This window comes from Cellulosimicrobium sp. 72-3 (assembly GCF_013127315.1).
Taxonomy (GTDB): Bacteria; Actinomycetota; Actinomycetes; order Actinomycetales; family Cellulomonadaceae; genus Cellulosimicrobium; species Cellulosimicrobium funkei.
Map to the genome: position 1 here is coordinate 2,193,637 of NZ_CP053419.1, position 17,469 is coordinate 2,211,105.

Annotated in this window: 16 protein-coding genes; 3 read left to right on the forward strand and 13 right to left on the reverse strand. The window is 75.1% G+C overall.

Annotation, left to right across the window (positions count from 1 at the left end):
* Positions 1-51: 51 nt before the first annotated feature.
* From HKK73_RS09980 to HKK73_RS10040, 13 genes are all read right to left on the reverse strand, one after another.
* Positions 52-1,119: a hypothetical protein gene (locus tag HKK73_RS09980; RefSeq protein ID WP_171467919.1), complete on the reverse strand. Its 1,068-nt coding sequence runs from the start codon at positions 1,117-1,119 to the stop codon at positions 52-54.
* The gene (der, locus tag HKK73_RS09985; protein WP_171467920.1) at positions 1,116-2,642 is read right to left on the reverse strand and encodes a ribosome biogenesis GTPase Der; all 1,527 of its coding nucleotides are present in this window, start codon (positions 2,640-2,642) and stop codon (positions 1,116-1,118) included. Before der ends, HKK73_RS09980 begins: the two co-directional genes overlap by 4 nt.
* A gap of 84 nt (positions 2,643-2,726) precedes the next feature.
* Complete coding sequence (locus HKK73_RS09990; RefSeq protein ID WP_043656988.1) at positions 2,727-3,098, reverse strand: iron chaperone; 372 nt, start codon at positions 3,096-3,098, stop codon at positions 2,727-2,729.
* A gap of 69 nt (positions 3,099-3,167) precedes the next feature.
* Entirely contained in the window at positions 3,168-4,088 is a 921-nt protein-coding gene (locus HKK73_RS09995) for an EamA family transporter (RefSeq protein WP_171467921.1), read from the reverse strand.
* A gap of 14 nt (positions 4,089-4,102) precedes the next feature.
* A complete protein-coding gene (locus tag HKK73_RS10000) occupies positions 4,103-4,801 on the reverse strand; it encodes a 1-acyl-sn-glycerol-3-phosphate acyltransferase (RefSeq protein WP_171467922.1) in 699 nt (232 codons plus the stop codon).
* The gene (gene cmk / locus HKK73_RS10005) at positions 4,798-5,562 is read right to left on the reverse strand and encodes a (d)CMP kinase (protein WP_253705610.1); all 765 of its coding nucleotides are present in this window, start codon (positions 5,560-5,562) and stop codon (positions 4,798-4,800) included. Before cmk ends, HKK73_RS10000 begins: the two co-directional genes overlap by 4 nt.
* Positions 5,559-5,921: a chorismate mutase gene (aroH, locus tag HKK73_RS10010; RefSeq protein ID WP_144683652.1), complete on the reverse strand. Its 363-nt coding sequence runs from the start codon at positions 5,919-5,921 to the stop codon at positions 5,559-5,561. Before aroH ends, cmk begins: the two co-directional genes overlap by 4 nt.
* Before the next feature lie 72 nt (positions 5,922-5,993).
* On the reverse strand, positions 5,994-7,115 hold the full coding sequence (locus tag HKK73_RS10015) for a pseudouridine synthase (RefSeq protein ID WP_171467923.1): 1,122 nt from the start codon (positions 7,113-7,115) through the stop codon (positions 5,994-5,996).
* Positions 7,112-7,870: an SMC-Scp complex subunit ScpB gene (locus HKK73_RS10020; RefSeq protein ID WP_253705611.1), complete on the reverse strand. Its 759-nt coding sequence runs from the start codon at positions 7,868-7,870 to the stop codon at positions 7,112-7,114. The genes HKK73_RS10015 and HKK73_RS10020 overlap by 4 nt, the downstream gene beginning before the upstream one ends.
* Positions 7,867-8,796, reverse strand: coding sequence for a ScpA family protein (locus HKK73_RS10025; RefSeq protein ID WP_171467924.1), 930 nt, complete (start codon positions 8,794-8,796; stop codon positions 7,867-7,869). Before HKK73_RS10025 ends, HKK73_RS10020 begins: the two co-directional genes overlap by 4 nt.
* Entirely contained in the window at positions 8,780-9,595 is an 816-nt protein-coding gene (locus HKK73_RS10030; protein ID WP_051028084.1) for a ParA family protein, read from the reverse strand. Before HKK73_RS10030 ends, HKK73_RS10025 begins: the two co-directional genes overlap by 17 nt.
* A gap of 331 nt (positions 9,596-9,926) precedes the next feature.
* The gene (gene xerD / locus HKK73_RS10035) at positions 9,927-10,880 is read right to left on the reverse strand and encodes a site-specific tyrosine recombinase XerD (RefSeq protein WP_074806651.1); all 954 of its coding nucleotides are present in this window, start codon (positions 10,878-10,880) and stop codon (positions 9,927-9,929) included.
* Between the two features lie 30 nt (positions 10,881-10,910).
* Positions 10,911-11,939: a heme o synthase gene (locus HKK73_RS10040; protein ID WP_256380348.1), complete on the reverse strand. Its 1,029-nt coding sequence runs from the start codon at positions 11,937-11,939 to the stop codon at positions 10,911-10,913.
* 353 nt (positions 11,940-12,292) lie between these two features.
* Between HKK73_RS10040 and tkt the strand changes: the two genes are divergently transcribed.
* From tkt to zwf, 3 genes are all read left to right on the forward strand, one after another.
* Positions 12,293-14,455 (forward strand): transketolase, encoded by a 2,163-nt coding sequence (tkt, locus tag HKK73_RS10045; RefSeq protein WP_086150475.1) that lies wholly within the window; start codon positions 12,293-12,295, stop codon positions 14,453-14,455.
* 121 nt (positions 14,456-14,576) lie between these two features.
* Entirely contained in the window at positions 14,577-15,716 is a 1,140-nt protein-coding gene (gene tal, locus HKK73_RS10050) for a transaldolase (protein WP_171467926.1), read from the forward strand.
* 143 nt (positions 15,717-15,859) lie between these two features.
* The gene (zwf, locus tag HKK73_RS10055) at positions 15,860-17,401 is read left to right on the forward strand and encodes a glucose-6-phosphate dehydrogenase (RefSeq protein WP_085387885.1); all 1,542 of its coding nucleotides are present in this window, start codon (positions 15,860-15,862) and stop codon (positions 17,399-17,401) included.
* The last annotated feature ends 68 nt before the right edge of the window (positions 17,402-17,469 follow it).

Sequence of the window (17,469 nt, forward strand, 5' to 3'; positions counted from 1 at the left end):
GGCGGCCGCCGTCGTCGGTCAGGAGAGGTCGCCCACCGCGGCGACGACGCGTCAGCGGCGCGGTGTCCGACGGCGCTCGTCGTCGCCACCGAGGGCGGCGCCGAGCGCCGCGAGCACGAGCAGGTCCACCACGAGCCCGGCGACGCCGACCCACTGCAGCGCGCGGAACACGAGGAGCTGCGTGAGCAGGAGCGAGACGAGCACGCCGCGCCGGACCCACACGGCGCCCGCCCGGCGGTCCTCGGGCCGCCCCCGGCGGGACACCACGACGCCCACGACGACGCACGCGACCGTCGCGGCGACGCCCGCGGCGATGCCGGCCCCGACCCAGGGGGGCACGTCGACGTCGCCGACCAGCACGCGCAGCCCCGCGAGCAGCGAGCCCAGCGCCGTCCCGAGCACGAGCACGACCACCACGACGGCGGCCCAGCGGCGCTGGAGCGTCTGCGCGAACCAGGCCGACGAGCGCCGCACGAGGGCGCGCACCGGGTCGGGCACGTCGACGTCGTCGCGCGGCACCGCCTCGACGAGCGCCGCGACCTCGTCGGCCGCCGGCTCGCCGCGACCCAGCGCGACGAGCGCGCGGGCCTCCTCGCGCGCGTCGTCGGTGAACCCGCCGGCGACGCCCGCGACGGCGCGGTCGGTCGCGACCGCGAGGTACTCGGCCGGGTGGTGGCGCCGCCACCCGTGCAGCGCCTCGACGACGAGGACGAGCACGACGACCGTCGCGTAGATGAGCGCCGCCGTCGGCTCGTAGAAGTAGTCGTTGTCCGCGGTGACGAACTTGCCGATCTCGTCGACGAACAGCCCGAACCCGATCCCGCCCACGAACGCGCCGAGCGAGCGCAGGGCCGGGCCGACGAAGGAGAGCAGCAGCACGAGGGCGAGCGCCATGCCGAGCCCGCCCCACAGCACGTGCGCGACGTGCAGGTCTCCCCCGCCGACCTGCGGGTACCCCGACGCCGCGAGGAAGAACCGCGTCACGAGCACCGTCGCGACGGCGACCACGAGGAACGTCACGACGTGCCGCACGGCCGCGGTGTCCCGGGCCGCGCCCAGGCGCAGGGCGCGGCTCCGCCGGGAGGCCCCGGCGGAGGCGCGCCCCGTGCCCGTGCTCACCGCTTGCGCTTCTCCCGCACGCGGACGCTGATCTCGATGGGCGAGCCCTCGAACCCGAACGTCTCGCGCAGGCGGCGCTCGATGAAGCGGCGGTAGCCCGCCTCGAGGAACCCGGTCGCGAACACGACGAACCGCGGCGGGCGCGTGGAGGCCTGCGTCGCGAAGAGGATGCGGGGCTGCTTGCCGCCGCGCAGCGGGTGCGGGTGGGCGGCCACGAGCTCGCCGAGGAACGCGTTGAGGCGGCCCGTGGGGATGCGCGTGTCCCAGGAGTCGAGCGCGCGCTCCATCGCCGGGGCGAGGCGGTCGGTGTGCCAGCCGGTGCGGGCCGACACGTTCACGCGCGGCGCCCACTGCACCTGGACGAGGTCCTTCTCGATCTCGCGCTCGAGGTACGGGCGACGGTCGTCGTCCATGAGGTCCCACTTGTTGTACGCGATGACGAGCGCGCGGCCCGCGTCCACGACCTGGGAGATGACGCGCGTGTCCTGCTCGGTGAGCGGCACCGACGCGTCCACGAGCACGACGGCGAGCTCCGCCTTCTCGATCGCGGCCTGCGTGCGCAGTGACGCGTAGAAGTCGGCGCCCTTCGTCTGGTGCACCCGGCGACGGATGCCGGCGGTGTCGACGAGGACGTACGGGACGTTCTTGATCGTCACGAGCTCGTCGACCGGGTCGCGCGTCGTGCCGGCGATCTCGTCGACGACAACGCGGTCGGCGCCCGCGAGCTTGTTCAGCAGCGAGGACTTGCCGACGTTCGGGCGCCCGACGAGCGCGACGCGACGCGGTCCGGTCGGCCGCACCTCGCCGTGCTCGGACTCCGTGGGCAGCGCCGCCATCGCGGCGTCGAGCAGGTCGCCCGTCCCGCGGCCGTGCAGCGCGGACACGGGGTGCGGCTCGCCGAGGCCGAGGCTCCACAGGTACGCGGCGTCCGCCTCGCCCGACTGCCCGTCGACCTTGTTGGCGCACAGCACGACGGGCTTGCCCGACTCGCGCAGGAGGCGCACGACGCGCTCGTCCGTCGCGGTCGCGCCGACGGTCGCGTCGACGACGAAGAGCACCGCGTCGGCGAGGGAGATCGCGACCTCGGCCTGCTCGGCGACCTTGGACTCGATGCCCGCGACGTCGACCTCCCAGCCGCCGGTGTCGACGAGCGTGAAGCGGCGTCCGGCCCAGTCGGCCGGGTAGCTCACGCGGTCGCGCGTGACGCCCGGCTTGTCCTCGACGACGGCCTCGCGGCGGCCGAGGATGCGGTTGACGAGCGTCGACTTGCCGACGTTCGGGCGCCCGACCACGGCGAGCACGGGCAGGGGCGCCTCGGGCGCCGCGCCGTCGAGCGCGTCCTCGTCGGCGTCGAGCAGCGCGAGGTCGGCGTCCTCGAGCTCGTAGTCGTCGAGTCCGGCGCGCAGCGCGCGCTCGCGCGCCTCGTCGTCCGCGGCGTCCGCGGGCGCCAGGGGCTCCTCGGCCTGACCGACGGCGTCGGTCTGTCCGGGCGTGCCGGGCTGGGCGGGGTCGGGTGTGGTCATGAAGTCCATTCTCCCAGGCCGCGGGCCAGGCTCCGAACCGGGCCGCGGGCGCGTCGTGCGGGCGCCCGTCCGGCGGGCCCGGCGTCAGCCCGCGGCACCGTCCCGGCGGGCGGCGAGCCGCGCGACGACGGCCCGCACGACGTCGTCGGGCACGGGCTCCGCCAGCGGGAACCGCAGCGTGCCCTTGCCGTCCTGGTAGCGCGCGATGCGGCGCGCGAGCGCGTCGTCGACCTCGGGCACGGGGTAGAGCGAGACGTGGTGGGCCCAGCCCGCGAGGTAGACGACGTACCGGCCGTCGCGCGTGAACGTCGGGATGCCGTAGCTGATGCGCTCGCCCAGGCCGGGCACCGTGTCGTGCACCACGGCGCGCAGGTGCGCGACGACCTCGCGCGCGTCCGGGGCGAGCGTCGCGAGGTACTCGTCGACGGTCGTGGGCTTGCCGGGCGGCTCGGCCATGCGTGCTCCCTCCCCCGCGGGCGGCGCCTGCCCGGCCCTGCGACGGGGCGTCGGCGCCTGAGCGCGAACCTACCGCGCGACGGGCGTGCCCGCGAGACGCACGAGCACGACCCCGGCGACGACGAGCACGCCGCCCGTGGCCTGCACGAGGCTCGGCACCTCGCCGAGCAGGAGCCACGCGATGGCGACGGCGAACAGCACCTCGGACAGCCCGACGAACGACGCGAGGCGCTCGCCCATGCGCACGGTCGCGGCGACGCCGGAGACGTAGGCGAACGCCGTCGCGACGAGCACGACGACCGCGAGCGGGACGTACCAGGGCGCCGACGAGCCGAGGAGCGTGACGTCGACGAGCGGGGCGGCGAAGGGCAGCACGCCCGCGAGCGCCGCCGCGCCGAGCGCGAGCGCCCCGACGCCGAGCCCGCTCGCGGCGAGCGCGACGGGCGGCAGGCGCGTCGGGCGCGCGGACAGCACGAAGTAGGCGCCCAGCCCGACCGCCGCGCCGAGCGCGAGGAGGACGCCGAGGAGGTCGGGGCGGGCGCCGCCCGGGTCGACGACGAGCACGAGCCCGAGGACCGCGACGGCGCAGCCGGCGAGCGTGAGCCGGGGCGGCACGTGGCGCGTGCGGGCCCAGGCGAGGCCGACGAGGAGCACGGGCGCGAGGTACTCGACGAGCAGCGCGATGCCGACGGGCATGCGCGCGACGGCCGCGAAGTAGCACAGCTGGGTCCCCGCGACGGCGACGAGGCCGAACCCGAGGACGAGCCGCCACTCCTCGCGCAGGAGGCGGTGGCTGCCGCGCAGGGCGACGGCCGCGACCGGGGCGAGGACGAGCGCCGAGCACAGGGCGCGCGCGAGGACGGCGGCGCCCGGCGTCCAGCCCGCCTCGAGGAGCGGCTTGACGAACGGTCCGCTCGCGCCGAACGCGAGGGCCGACGCGAGCCCGACGAGCAGACCGGTGCCCGGGCGGTCGCCCACCACGTGCGCCACCGGGCGGTCCGTCCTCACGACGTCGGCCGGTCCCCGCGCGGGTCGTCCAGCGGCAGCGCCACGCCGGTCAGCGCGACGGTGTCGGCGACCAGCTCGGCGAGCGCGGTGCGGATGCGCTCGTTCGCGTCCTCGAGCGCCTGCTTGCCGCTCACCCCGGGCGCGCGCTCGACGGTGAGCGGCTCGCCGAAGCGGACGACGAGCCGACGGCGCAGCCCGGGGATCCGGTTGACGCCCTCGCCCGCGCGGCGCGTGCCGAGCACGGCGACGGGCACCACGCGGGCGTGACCGTTGAGCGCGAGCCACGCGGCCCCGGCACGCGCAGAGGTGGCGTCGCCGCGCCCGCGGGCGCCCTCGGGGAAGACGCCGACCGCGCCGCCGCGCCGCAGCACGCCGAGCCCGGCCGCGAGCGCGGGGCGCCCGCCGGTGCGGTCCACGGGGATCTGCCCGGCGGCGCGCAGCACCCAGCCGACCGGCCCGGTGAACATCTCCTCCTTGACGAGGACGTGCAGCGGGCGCGGCGCGACCCCGAGGACGAGCGGCCCGTCGACGACGCCGGTGTGGTTCGCGGCGAGCACGACCGGACCCTCGGCCGGGACGTGCTCCGCGCCGACGACCTCCGTCGCCCACACGACGCGCGCGAGGAAGCGGCCCACCCAGCGCGACCACGCCGGCCCGGCGGGCGACGGGACGCCGTCTCCCGTGCCGCGGCTCACGAGCCCTGGCGCGGGCCGACCACCCGCCCGGTGACCTGCTCGACCACGGAGAGCACCGCGTCGATCGTCTGCTCCAGGTCGAGGTCCGACGAGTCGACGGTCACGACGCCGTCGGCCGCGACCTGGAACTGCGAGACCGTCGCGTCGTCGCGGTCGCGCCGCAGCACCTGGTCCTTCGTCGCCTCGACGGCGGCCGCGTCGGCCGTCCCGTGCACGTCGAGCGAGCGGCGCGCGAGGCGGGCCTCCTCGCTCGCGGTGAGGAGCACGCGCACGTCGGCGTCGGGGGCGACGACCGTCGTGATGTCCCGGCCCTCCGCCACGACGCCGCGGCCGCCCGCGAAGCCCGCGGGCGTGCGCTCGGCCTCGATGGCCGCGCGCTGGAGGCGCCGCAGCTCCGCGCGCACCGCGAGGTTGGTCGCGACGGCGCTCACGGCCGTCGAGATCTCGGTCGAGCGGATCGCCTCGCCGACGTCCGTCCCGTCCACGTGGACGGTCGGACCGGACGGGTCGAGGCCCATGACGAGCGGCATGACGCGCACGGCGTGCGCGACGGCGTCCTGGTCGGCGAGGTCCTCGCCGCGGTGCAGGCACCACCAGGTGGCGGCGCGGTACATCGCGCCCGTGTCGAGGTAGGCGAGGCCGAGGCGGCGCGCGACGCCCTTCGACACGCTCGACTTGCCGGACCCCGACGGCCCGTCGATCGCGACCGTCAGCGCGCCGTCGGCGCGACCCTTCCCCGCGCCCGGCGTCCCCGCGCTCACTGGGCGAGGTCCTTGCGCAGCGCCGTCGCCCCGTGCAGGTAGACGTGCTGGACCGCCGCGCGGTCGACGTCGAGCTCCGCGTGCGCCATGAGGCGCACCACGCGCGGCAGCGCGCCGGGCACCGCGATCTCCGTCGCGCACATGAGCGGCACGTCGCCGAGACCCATCTCGCGCGCCGCGGCGGCCGGGAAGTCGGCCACCAGGTCGGGGGTGCACGTGAAGAGGATCGAGATGAGCGCGTCGGTGTCGACGGCGTTCGCGTCGAGCACCTCCTGGACGAGCTCGCGCGTGCGCGCGAACAGGTGCTCGCGCTCGTCGGCGTCGAGCTGGGTCGCGCCCCGGATCGCCCGGACCGGCATGGATGGTGCTCCTTCGTGCGGGACGGCCCGCCTCGCGGCGGTCCGTCGGGGTGGTGTGCGGGACGCGCGGGCCTAGAGCCCGACGCCCGCCATGAGCGTGCCGAGCTCGGTGCGTCCGAGCACGCGCGTCGTGCCCGGGCGCAGGTTGCCGAGCGCGATCGGCCCGATGCGCGTGCGCACGAGGCGCGTCACGGGGTAGCCGACCTCCTCGAACATGCGCCGCACGACCCGGTTGCGGCCGGAGTGGAGCACGACCTCGATCATCGTCTGGTCCGCGACCTGGTCGACGACGCGGTACGCGTCCGCCTGCACGACCCCGTCCTCGAGCTCGATCCCGTGCAGGAACTTGTTCGCGACGTTGCCCGCGACCTTGCCGCGCACCGTGACGAGGTAGGTCTTGGCGACCTCGTGCGAGGGGTGCGCGAGGTGGTTCGCGAGCTCGCCGTCGTTCGTGAGCAGCAGCAGGCCCTCGCTGTCCGCGTCGAGGCGGCCCACGTGGAACAGTCGCTCGGGACGGTCGGCGACGAGCTCGGCGATCGACGGGCGGCCGTCCGGGTCGTGCATCGTCGACACGACGCCGCGCGGCTTGTTGAGGGCGAGCGTCACGCGCGAGGAGTCGAGCTGCAGGCGCATCCCGTCCACGTGCACGACGGCGCGCGCCGGGTCGACCCGCACGCCCAGCTCGGTGACCCGCACGCCGTCCACCTCGACGCGGCCCTGCGCGATGAGGTCCTCGCACGCGCGGCGCGACCCGAGCCCGGCCGACGCGAGCACCTTCTGCAGGCGCACGCCGTCCTCGACGTGGACGTCGCGCTGGGGCTCGCTGGGCTGCCCGCGCACGGGACGGCGCGGCCGGCCCGCCGCCTGACCGGCGCGAGGCGCCGACGTGCCGCGACCGGCGGCAGGGCGACCCCGACCGGCGGCCGCGCCGCGGCCCGCACCGGTCGCCCGACCGGCACCCTGGCCACGACCGGCGCCCTGCTCCCGGCCCTCGCCCGCGCCGCGGCCCGCGGACGAGCCCTGCGCGGACGAGCCGCCGCGCCGGGGCGCGCCGCCCGCGCGTGCGCCGTCGCCGCCCCGCGGGCCGCCACGACGCGCGTCGCCGTTCCCGCCGCGGCGTGCGTCGCCCGCCCCGTCGCGGGGCGTGCGCCCGCGCCCTCCGTCGCCGGAGCGGCGTCCGTCCTTCGAGCTCATGCGTGTCCTTCGTCCGTCGGTCCGTGCGTGACGTCGTGCGTCACGCCGGGTGTCGTGGCGGTCGGCGCCGGTGCGCCGTCCGAGTCGTCAGCCGCGACGTCGGGAGCGTCCGGCGGCCGCGCGGGAGCGCGCAGGTCGGCGAGCCCGTCGAGGCCCTCGAGGTCGTCCATGTCCGGCAGGTGCGGCGCGAGCGGGGGGAGCTCGTCGAGCGACGTGAAACCCATGCGCTCGAGGAAGTACCCCGTGGTGCCGAAGAGGCCGGCGCCGGTGTGCGGGTCCTGGCCGACCTCGGCCACGAGCCCGCGCGCCACGAGCGTGCGCACCACGCCGTCCACGTTGACCCCTCGCACCGCCGACACCTGGCCGCGGCTGACCGGTTGACGGTACGCGATCACGGCCAGAGTCTCCAACGCCGCCTGCGTGAGCCGGGCCGTCTGGCCGCCCTGCACGAACCTCCCCACGACCTCGGCGTGCGCGGGCGCGGAGTACACGCGCCACCCGCCGCCCGCCGCGCGCAGCTCGAACCCGCGGGGCCGACCGCCGTCGTCGCCGCGGTACTCGGCCGCGAGCTCGTGCAGCGCGTCCAGCACCTCGTCGACCGGGACCGCGAGCGCCGCCGCGAGCTCGACCGGCGGGATCGGCTCGTCCGCGACCATGAGCACGGCCTCGAGCGCGGACGGCAGACCGCCCGGGAGGTCGTGCACGGCGGGCGGGCGGGCGTCGTCCGGGGCCGGGCCGTCGTGGGGCTGCGTCACGCGGGGACCTCCTGGTCGGTGGCGGCGAGGATGGCCGCCGGGTCGGGCTCGTCGCCCTCGTCGAACTCGCTGCCGACGTCGGCGAGCGGCGGCTCGGCCGCGTCGTCGTCGCCCGACCACCGCACGGTGAGCTCGCCGAGCGGCGTCACCTGGTCGAACGCGACGAGCGCCTGGCGGAACAGCTCGAGCAGCGCGAGGAACCGCGCGACGACCACGGCGGTCTCCCCCGCGTCGGCGACGAGGGCGCGGAACGTGGTCGTGCCGTGGCTGCGCACGCGGTCGACGACGATCCCCGCCTGCTCGCGCACGCTCACGGCCGGGGCGTGCAGGTGGTCGAGCGAGACGCCGGGCGGCGGCGCCTTGGGGGCGAGCGCGCGGGCCGCGAGCACGGCGAGCTGGTCCGGCCCCATGGTCCACACGAGCTCGGGCAGCAGCGCGGCGAGGTGCGGCTCGAGCTGCACGACGCGCGGGAACCGGCGCCCGGCGCTCTCGAACCGCTCGGCGAGCAGGCCCGACACGTCCTTGTACGCGCGGTACTGCAGCAGCCGGGCGAAGAGCAGGTCGCGGGCCTCCAGCAGCGCCAGGTCCTCGTCGTCCTCGACGCTGCCCGTCGGCAGCAGCCGGGCGGCCTTGAGGTCGAGCAGCGTCGCGGCGACGACGAGGAACTCGCTCGCGGTGCCGAGGTCCCAGCCGGGGTGGTCCTCCCCCGCGGCCCGCGCGACGGCGGCGGCGCGCTCGGCCGCGCGGATGTACGCGATGAAGTCGTCCGTCACGCGCGCGAGCGCCACCTCGGTGATGTCGAGCTTGTGCTTCGTGATGAGCGACAGCAGCAGGTCGAAGGGCCCGCTGAAGTTGTCGAGCCGGACCTCGAACCCGGCCCGCGCGGGCGGCTCCGTCGGTGGTGGCGGCTCAGGCGGCGTCGCCACGGGCGACCAGCTCCCGGGCGAGCTGCCGGTACGCGACGGCGCCCGGGTGGTTCGGCGCGTACACGGTGATGGGCTCGGCCGCGACGGACGCGTCCGGGAACTTCACGGTGCGCCCGATCACGGTGTGGAGCAGCTTGTCGCCGAACGCCTCGTGCACGCGCGCCACGACCTCGCGCGAGTGCAGCGTCCGCGAGTCGAACATCGTGGCGAGGATGCCGTCGACGTCGAGGCGCGGGTTGAGCCGGTCGCGCACCTTCTCGATCGTCTCGACGAGCAGCGCGACGCCGCGCAGCGCGAAGAACTCGCACTCGAGCGGGATGAGCACGCCGTGCGCGGCGGTGAGCGCGTTCACGGTGAGCAGGCCGAGCGAGGGCTGGCAGTCGACGAGGATCACGTCGTAGTCGTCCACGACCGGGCGCAGCACGCGCGACAGGACGGACTCACGCGCGACCTCGCCCACGAGCTGCACCTCGGCGGCCGAGAGGTCGATGTTCGCGGGCAGCAGGTCGAGGTTCTCGACGTCGGTGCTCACGAGCACGTCGTGGATGTCCGCGCCGCGCTCCATGAGCAGGTTGTAGACCGTGCGATCCAGCTCGTGCGGGTTGACGCCGAGGCCGACGGACGCGGCGCCCTGCGGGTCGAAGTCGACGAGCAGGACCTTGCGCCCGTACTCGGCGAGCGCGGCACCGAGGTTGATGGTGGTCGTCGTCTTGCCGACGCCGCCCTTCTGGTTGCACATGGCGATGATGCGGCCCGGGCCGTGCGCGGCGAGCGAGGCCGGGACGGGGAACTCCGGCAGGGTGCGGCCGACGACGTCGACGCGCGGCTCGGCGGCCGCGGCACGGTCCGCGGGCTGCTCGACGGGGAGGTCGGCGGGAGGCGCCGCGTCCCCCTCGGCGGACGTCTGCGGGACGACCGGACGGACGGCGTCGCCGTGCGAGCCGTGCGCGCCGCGCGTCTCGGGCTGGGTCTCGGCCTGGCTGCTCACGTCCGCCACGGTATCGCAGGACCTCGCCCGGGCCGGTGCGTACGCGCCCGCGCGCCGCGTTCCGGGAGGACGTGGCGCGGCGGTACTCGCGGCGGTGCTGCGGCGGTGCTGGGGGCCGCCATGGCCCCGTCGCGGCGCGGGATCAGCCCAGCGCGCGGGGGTGCGCGGCCGCGTAGACCTCGCGCAGCGTGTCGGGCGTCACGAGCGTGTAGATCTGGGTCGTGGTGACCGATGCGTGGCCCAACAGCTCCTGCACGACGCGCACGTCCGCACCGCCGGCGAGCAGGTGGGTGGCGAACGAGTGCCGCAGCGTGTGGGGCGAGATCCGTTCGGGGTGCTCGATCCCGGCGCGCTCGGCCGCGGTGCGCAGCACGGCCCACGCGCTCTGCCGGGACAGGCGCGCGCCGCGCGTGTTGAGGAACACCGCGGGCGTCCCCCGGCCGTTCGCGGCGAGCGCGGCGCGCCCGCGCACGAGGTAGGCGTCGAGGGCGCGGCGCGCGAACGACCCGACGGGCACCACGCGCTCCTTGCCGCCCTTGCCCAGGAGGCGCACGGCGCCGCTGTCGAGGTCCAGGTCGTCGACGTCGAGGCTCACCGCCTCGGTGATGCGCGCGCCGGTCGAGTACACGAGCTCCAGGAGCGCGCGGTCGCGCAGGGGGCCGGGCCCGTCCCCGGCGCCGGACGCCTCGAGGATGCGCGCGACCTCGTCGGTCGAGATGGCCTTCGGCAGCCGCCTGCCCTGGGCGGGCGGGCGGACGTCGGCCGACGCGTCGGCGTCGGCCAGGCCCTCGGCCGCGCAGAAGCGGTGCCAGCCGCGCACGGCCGCCACCGACCGGGCGGTCGACGACGGCGACAGGGGCGCGCCGCCGTCGGCCCCGGTGCGCAGCGCGGTGACGTAGTCGGCGACGTCGTCCGCCTCGACGTCGCGCACGGCGTGGTTCCCGCGCGACGCGAGGAACGCGACGTAGCGCGCGAGGTCGCGGCGGTAGGCCGCGACCGTGTTGGCGGACAGCCCGCGCTCGACGGCGAGGTGCGCCAGGTACTCGCGCGCGGCGCGGTCCAGCGCCTCGGGCACGTGGGCCTCGCCGGGGCTCATGGCGTCACTGCCCGCCCGGGACGACCGGGCTCACAGCGGCAGGAAGACGTCGACCGCCACCGCGACGAAGAGCAGGGTCAGGTACGTGATGGACGCGTGGAAGACCTTCATCTCCCCCACCTTGCCGCCCTTGCCGTCGGCCTTGTCTCGCGCCCGGCGCAGCATCGTCACGCACGACGACAGGAACCACGCGCCCAGGGCCGTGGCGACGACGCCGTAGACCCAGGTCATGCCGGCGAGCGGCCACAGCGCGAGCGACGAGGCGACCATCGCGACGCCGTAGAGGATCATCTCGCGCGCGACCCGGCTGTCGTCCGCGACGACGGGGAGCATCGGGACGCCCGCGTTCGCGTAGTCGCGCTTGAACTTCATCGACAGCGGCCAGTAGTGCGGCGGGGTCCAGAAGAAGATGACGAGGAACAGCGCGAGCGCCGCCCAGCTCAGCGAGCCCGTGACCGCCGACCAGCCGATGAGCACCGGCATGCAGCCCGCGATGCCGCCCCACACGATGTTCTGCGGGGTGCGGCGCTTGAGGATCATCGTGTAGCCGACGACGTAGATCGCGATCGCCCCGAACGTCAGCCACGCGGAGACGACGTTGACGAGCAGCGCGAACCAGACCAGCGACACCACGCCGAGGACGGTCGCGAACACGAGCGCCGCGCGGGGGGTGATCTCGCCCGTGACGAGCGGGCGCCGCTTGGTGCGGTTCATGACCTCGTCGATGTCGCGGTCGAGGTAGCAGTTGTAGACGTTCGCGGAGGCCGCGGCGAGCGTGCCGCCGACGAGCGTCGCGAGGATGAGGCCCAGCCCGGGCAGCCCGCCCTGCGCCAGGAACATCGTCGGGACCGTCGTGACGAGGAGGAGCTCGATGATGCGCGGCTTGGTGAGGGCGACGTAGGCGCCGACCCGCTCGCGCAGCGCGCGGGTCGCGCCGGCGACCTCGGCCGTCGGGGCGACGGAGGTCGCGGGGGCCGTCGGAGAGGACGGCTGCTGGGTCGACGCGGCGCTCGACGGGCTTCCGGTCCCGTCGATCGGTGCCTGGCTCGTGGTGTGCACGCGCTTCGGTGTTCCGTTCTGAGGTGGGGGGCGAGCTGGGACGGACCGCCGGTCGTCCTCGCTCATCGTACGTCCCCGCCTGCGCGGGGGCCGACCGGACGGGCCGGGCGATTGTGTGACATCCGACCGAAATCCAGCACGTGGGCACCGCCCGGCCGGGAACGGCGCACGCGTATAGGCTGGTGCCCGCGACCGTCCCGCGTCGGACCGCCCGCCACGGACGTGGCCTCCGGGCCGCGCGACGGGCACCGGGCCGCCCCGCCCCCTGAGGCGCGAGGCCGGGAAATGTTCAACGGTTGCTTCGAGTTGTCGCGAGGATCCGGGGCGCGCGCTCCGGACGGGAATGAGGTTCGGTGAACGCGTTGTCCCCTGCTCACACGCCCCTGGACTGGACGGACCTGGACGACCGGGCCGTCAAGACGATCAAGGCGCTCGCCGCCGACGCCGTGGAGAAGGTGGGCAACGGCCACCCGGGCACCGCGATCTCGCTGGCCCCCGCCGCGTACCTGCTGTTCCAGAAGGTCATGCGCCACGACCCGTCCGACGACCACTGGGTCGGTCGTGACCGGTTCGTGCTCTCCGCGGGCCACTCGTCGCTGACGATCTACCTCCAGCTCTTCCTCGCCGGGTACGGCCTGGAGATGGAGGACATCGAGGCGCTGCGCACGTGGGGCTCCAAGACCCCGGGCCACCCCGAGTACAAGCACACCCGCGGCGTCGAGATCACGACCGGCCCGCTCGGCCAGGGCCTCGCGTCGTCGGTCGGCATGGCGTTCGCGGCGCGCCGCGAGCGCGGCCTGCTCGACCCGTCGACCACGCCGGGCGAGTCGCCGTTCGACCACCACGTGTACGTCATCGCCTCCGACGGCGACCTGCAGGAGGGCGTGACGAGCGAGGCCTCCTCGCTCGCGGGCCACCAGCAGCTCGGCAACCTCGTCGTGATCTGGGACGACAACAAGATCTCGATCGAGGACGACACGGACATCGCGTTCACCGAGGACGTCCTCGCGCGCTACGCGGCGTACGGCTGGCACACCCAGCGCGTCGACTGGACCAACGGCGGCACGGGCTACGCGGAGGACGTCGACGCGCTGCACGCCGCGATCGAGGCCGCCAAGGCCGAGACGGGCAAGCCGTCGATCATCGCGCTGCGCACGATCATCGGGTACCCGTCGCCCACGAAGCAGAACACCGGCGGCATCCACGGCTCCGCCATGGGCGCCGACGAGATCAAGGGCCTCAAGGTCGAGCTCGGCCTCGACCCCGAGGCGAGCTTCGCGATCGACGACGAGGTGCTCGCGTACACGCGCGCCGTCGGCGAGCGCCAGGCCGACGCCCGCGCCGCCTGGGACCGGGCGTTCGAGGCGTGGAAGACGGCGAACCCGTCCGGCGCGGAGCTGCTCGACCGCCTCTCGCGCCGCGAGCTCCCGGCCGGCTGGGAGGACGCGCTGCCCACGTTCGAGGCGGGCAAGGCCGTCGCGACGCGCTCCGCGTCCGGCAAGGTCCTCACCGCGCTCAAGGACGTGCTGCCCGAGCTCTGGGGCGGCTCCGCCGACCTCGCGGGCTCGAACAACACGACGATGGACGGCGAGCCGTCGTTCGTGCCGGCCGAGCACGCGACGAAGAAGTTCCCGGGCCACGAGTACGGACGCACGCTGCACTTCGGCATCCGCGAGCACGCCATGGGCGCGATCCTCAACGGCATCGTCCTGCACGGCGGCACGCGCGCCTACGGCGGCACGTTCCTCCAGTTCAGCGACTACATGCGTCCCGCCGTCCGGCTCGCCGCCCTCATGGAGATCCCGACGACGTTCGTGTGGACGCACGACTCGATCGGTCTCGGCGAGGACGGCCCGACGCACCAGCCCGTCGAGCACCTCGCGGCGCTGCGCGCGATCCCGGGCCTCGACGTCGTGCGCCCGGCCGACGCGAACGAGACCGCGTGGGCGTGGCGCACCGTGCTCGAGAACACCGAGCGCCCGGCGGGCCTCATCCTCACGCGCCAGAACGTGCCGACGTTCCCGCGCGGGACCGACGGCTACGCCGACGCGTCCGGCACAGCGCGCGGCGGGTACGTGCTGCTCGACACCGAGGGCACGCCGGACGTCATCCTCATCGGCACCGGCTCCGAGGTGCAGCTCGCCGTCGAGGCGCGCGAGATCCTCGCGGCCGAGGGCGTGCAGGCGCGCGTCGTGTCGCTGCCGAGCCGCGAGTGGTTCGACGGCCAGGACGACGCCTACCGCGAGTCGGTCCTGCCGTCCGCCGTCCGCGCGCGCGTCTCGGTCGAGGCGGGCGTCGCGCAGGGCTGGCGCGAGCTCGTCGGCGACGCCGGCCGCTCCGTGAGCCTCGAGCACTACGGCGCGTCCGCGGACTACCAGGTGCTGTACCGCGAGTTCGGCATCACGTCCGAGGCCGTCGCGACGGCGGCGCGCGAGTCGATCGCCGCGGCGCGCGGCGGCGACGCCCCGGGCGCCGAGCCCACCCCCTCGGAGGGCGGCACTGGCGACCTGCGCTGACCCTTCGTAGATTCCGAGGTGGGGCCGTGCACGCGGCCCCACCTCGGGACACCCCGGACGACCGCCACGAGCGGCGACCCGGGCGCACGTCCGCAGCGAGAGCACCACGAGAGGAAGTCCGATGACGCAGCCCACCACCGTCCCCGGCCCCATCGAGCAGCTCACGGGAGCGGGCGTGTCGATCTGGCTCGACGACCTCTCCCGAGAACGGCTGCGCACCGGCAACCTCGCCGAGCTGGTGGCGACGCGCGGCGTCGTCGGCGTGACCACGAACCCCACGATCTTCGCGTCGGCGCTCGCGAAGGGCGACGCCTACGACGCCCAGCTCGCCGACCTCGCGGCCGCGGGCACCGACGACGCGGCCGTGGAGGCCGCCGTCGAGCGCATCACGACGGACGACGTGCGCGCCGCCGCCGACCTCCTGCGCCCCGTCTACGACGCCACAGACGGCGTCGACGGGCGCGTCTCGATCGAGGTCGACCCGCGCCTCGCCCACGACGCCGACGCGACGGTCGTCACGGCGGAGCGCCTGTGGCGCACGATCGACCGCCCGAACGTCTACATCAAGATCCCGGCGACCGTCGCGGGCCTCGACGCGATCACGCGCACGCTCGCGCAGGGCATCAGCGTCAACGTGACCCTCATCTTCTCCCTCGCGCGCTACCGCGCCGTCATGGAGGCGTTCGCGATCGGGCTGGAGCAGGCGCGCGCCGACGGCGTGGACCTCGCGCCCGTGGGCTCCGTCGCCTCGTTCTTCGTCTCGCGCGTCGACACCGCGGTGGACGCCGCGCTCGAGAAGGTCGGGACGCCCGAGGCGCTCGACCTGCGCGGGCAGACCGCCGTGGCGAACGCGCGCCTCGCGTTCGAGGCCTACGAGGAGTTCCGCCAGACGGACCGCTGGCGCTCGCTCGTCGCGTCCGGCGCGCAGCCCCAGCGCCCCCTGTGGGCCTCGACGGGCGTGAAGAACCCCGAGTACCGCGACACGATGTACGTCGACGAGCTCGTCACGGACGGCGTCGTGAACACCATGCCCGAGGCGACGCTCCAGGCGTTCGCGGACCACGGCGTCGTGACGGGCGACACGATCACCGGCACGGCGACCGCGTCGCGGCGCACGATCGAGACCGTCGAGTCGTTCGGCGTCTCCCTCGTCGAGGTCACCGACCAGCTCGAGACCGAGGGCGTGCGCAAGTTCGAGGACAGCTGGACCGAGCTGCTCGCCACGACGCGCGACAACCTGCGCCGCCTCGCCTCCTCCTGACCCCGGCGCGCGGCCGGCGTCCCGGCCGCGCGTCCGACCTGCGGGAACGGCGGCGCACCCCGTTGCGACGCCCCTATGATCCGCAGACGCCCCAGTCCTTCTGCAGTCCTCCGACCCCTCCCCGAACGGAACGGTGCCACCAGGTGAGACCGGCCAAGATCACGCCAGAGCACAACCCTCTGCGCGACCCCCTCGACCTGCGCCTGCCCCGGATCGCGGGCCCGTGCGGGCTCGTCATCTTCGGCGTCACGGGCGACCTCGCCCGCAAGAAGCTCATGCCCGCGGTCTACGACCTCGCCAACCGCGGCCTGCTGCCGCCGGGCTTCGCGCTCACGGGCTTCGCGCGCCGCGACTGGGAGGACCAGGACTTCGCGCAGGTCGTGCACGACGCCGTCAAGGAGCACGCGCGCACGCCGTTCCGCGAGGCGACGTGGCGCCAGCTCTCCGAAGGCATCCGGTTCGTCCAGGGCTCGTTCGACGACGACGAGGCGTTCGAGCGCCTCCGCGAGACGGTCGAGACGCTCGACGCCGAGCGCGGCACGGGCGGCAACCACGCGTTCTACCTGTCGGTCCCGCCGAGCGCGTTCCCCGTCGTGTGCCGCCAGCTCGCCGAGTCGGGGCTGTCCCGCTCGGCGGAGGACGCGTGGCGCCGCGTGGTCATCGAGAAGCCGTTCGGCCACGACCTCGCGAGCGCGCGCGAGCTCGACGCCGTCGTGTCGGAGGTCTTCCCGCCCGACTCGGTCTTCCGCATCGACCACTACCTCGGCAAGGAGACGGTCCAGAACCTCCTCGCCCTGCGCTTCGCCAACCAGATGTTCGAGCCCATCTGGAACGCGAACTACGTCGACCACGTGCAGATCACGATGGCCGAGGACATCGGCATCGGCGGCCGTGCCGGTTACTACGACGGCATCGGCGCGGCGCGCGACGTCATCCAGAACCACCTGCTCCAGCTCCTCGCGCTCGTCGCGATGGAGGAGCCCGTGTCGTTCGACGCGCCCTCCCTGCGGGCCGAGAAGATCAAGGCGCTCTCCGCCGTGCGGCTGCCGCGCGAGCTGTCCCGGCACACCGCCCGCGGGCAGTACGCCGCCGGCTGGCAGGGCGGCGAGGAGGTCATCGGCTTCCTCGAGGAGGACGGCATCCCCGACACCTCCACGACGGAGACGTACGCGGCGGTCCGCGTCGACATCGACAACCGCCGCTGGGCGGGCGTCCCGTTCTACCTGCGCACGGGCAAGCGCCTCGGGCGTCGCGTGACCGAGGTCGCCGTCGTGTTCAAGAAGGCCCCGCACCTGCCGTTCGAGAGCTCGCAGGCGTCGGACCTCGGGAACAACGCGCTCGTGATCCGCGTCCAGCCGGACGAGGGCGTGACGATGCGCTTCGGCGCCAAGGTCCCGGGCACCGCGATGGAGGTCCGCGACGTGACGATGGACTTCGGCTACGGGCACGCGTTCACGGAGTCGTCGCCGGAGGCGTACGAGCGCCTCATCCTCGACGTCCTGCTCGGCGACCCGCCGCTGTTCCCCACCCGCGAGGAGGTCGAGCTCTCCTGGAAGATCCTCGACCCGATCACCGCGCACTGGGCCGCGAAGGGCAAGCCCGAGCCGTACCGGTCGGGCACGTGGGGGCCGGAGTCCGCCGACGCGATGCTCGCGCGCGACGGCCGCGCCTGGCGTCGCCCGTGACCGCGCCGGCGCCCGCCGAGCGGGCCGCGCGCACCCGAGAGACCCCCCGACCCCGTCGTGCGCCGGTA

Bases quoted from the DNA above. Each gene is read 5' to 3' on its own strand.
- tal (WP_171467926.1), top strand. From the start codon at position 14,577: ATGACGCAGCCCACCACCGTCCCCGGCCCCATCGAGCAGCTCACGGGA.
- xerD (WP_074806651.1), bottom strand. From the start codon at position 10,880: ATGAGCCCCGGCGAGGCCCACGTGCCCGAGGCGCTGGACCGCGCCGCG.
- HKK73_RS10015 (WP_171467923.1), bottom strand. From the start codon at position 7,115: ATGAGCTCGAAGGACGGACGCCGCTCCGGCGACGGAGGGCGCGGGCGC.
- HKK73_RS09990 (WP_043656988.1), bottom strand. From the start codon at position 3,098: ATGGCCGAGCCGCCCGGCAAGCCCACGACCGTCGACGAGTACCTCGCG.
- der (WP_171467920.1), bottom strand. From the start codon at position 2,642: ATGACCACACCCGACCCCGCCCAGCCCGGCACGCCCGGACAGACCGAC.
- aroH (WP_144683652.1), bottom strand. From the start codon at position 5,921: ATGCCGGTCCGGGCGATCCGGGGCGCGACCCAGCTCGACGCCGACGAG.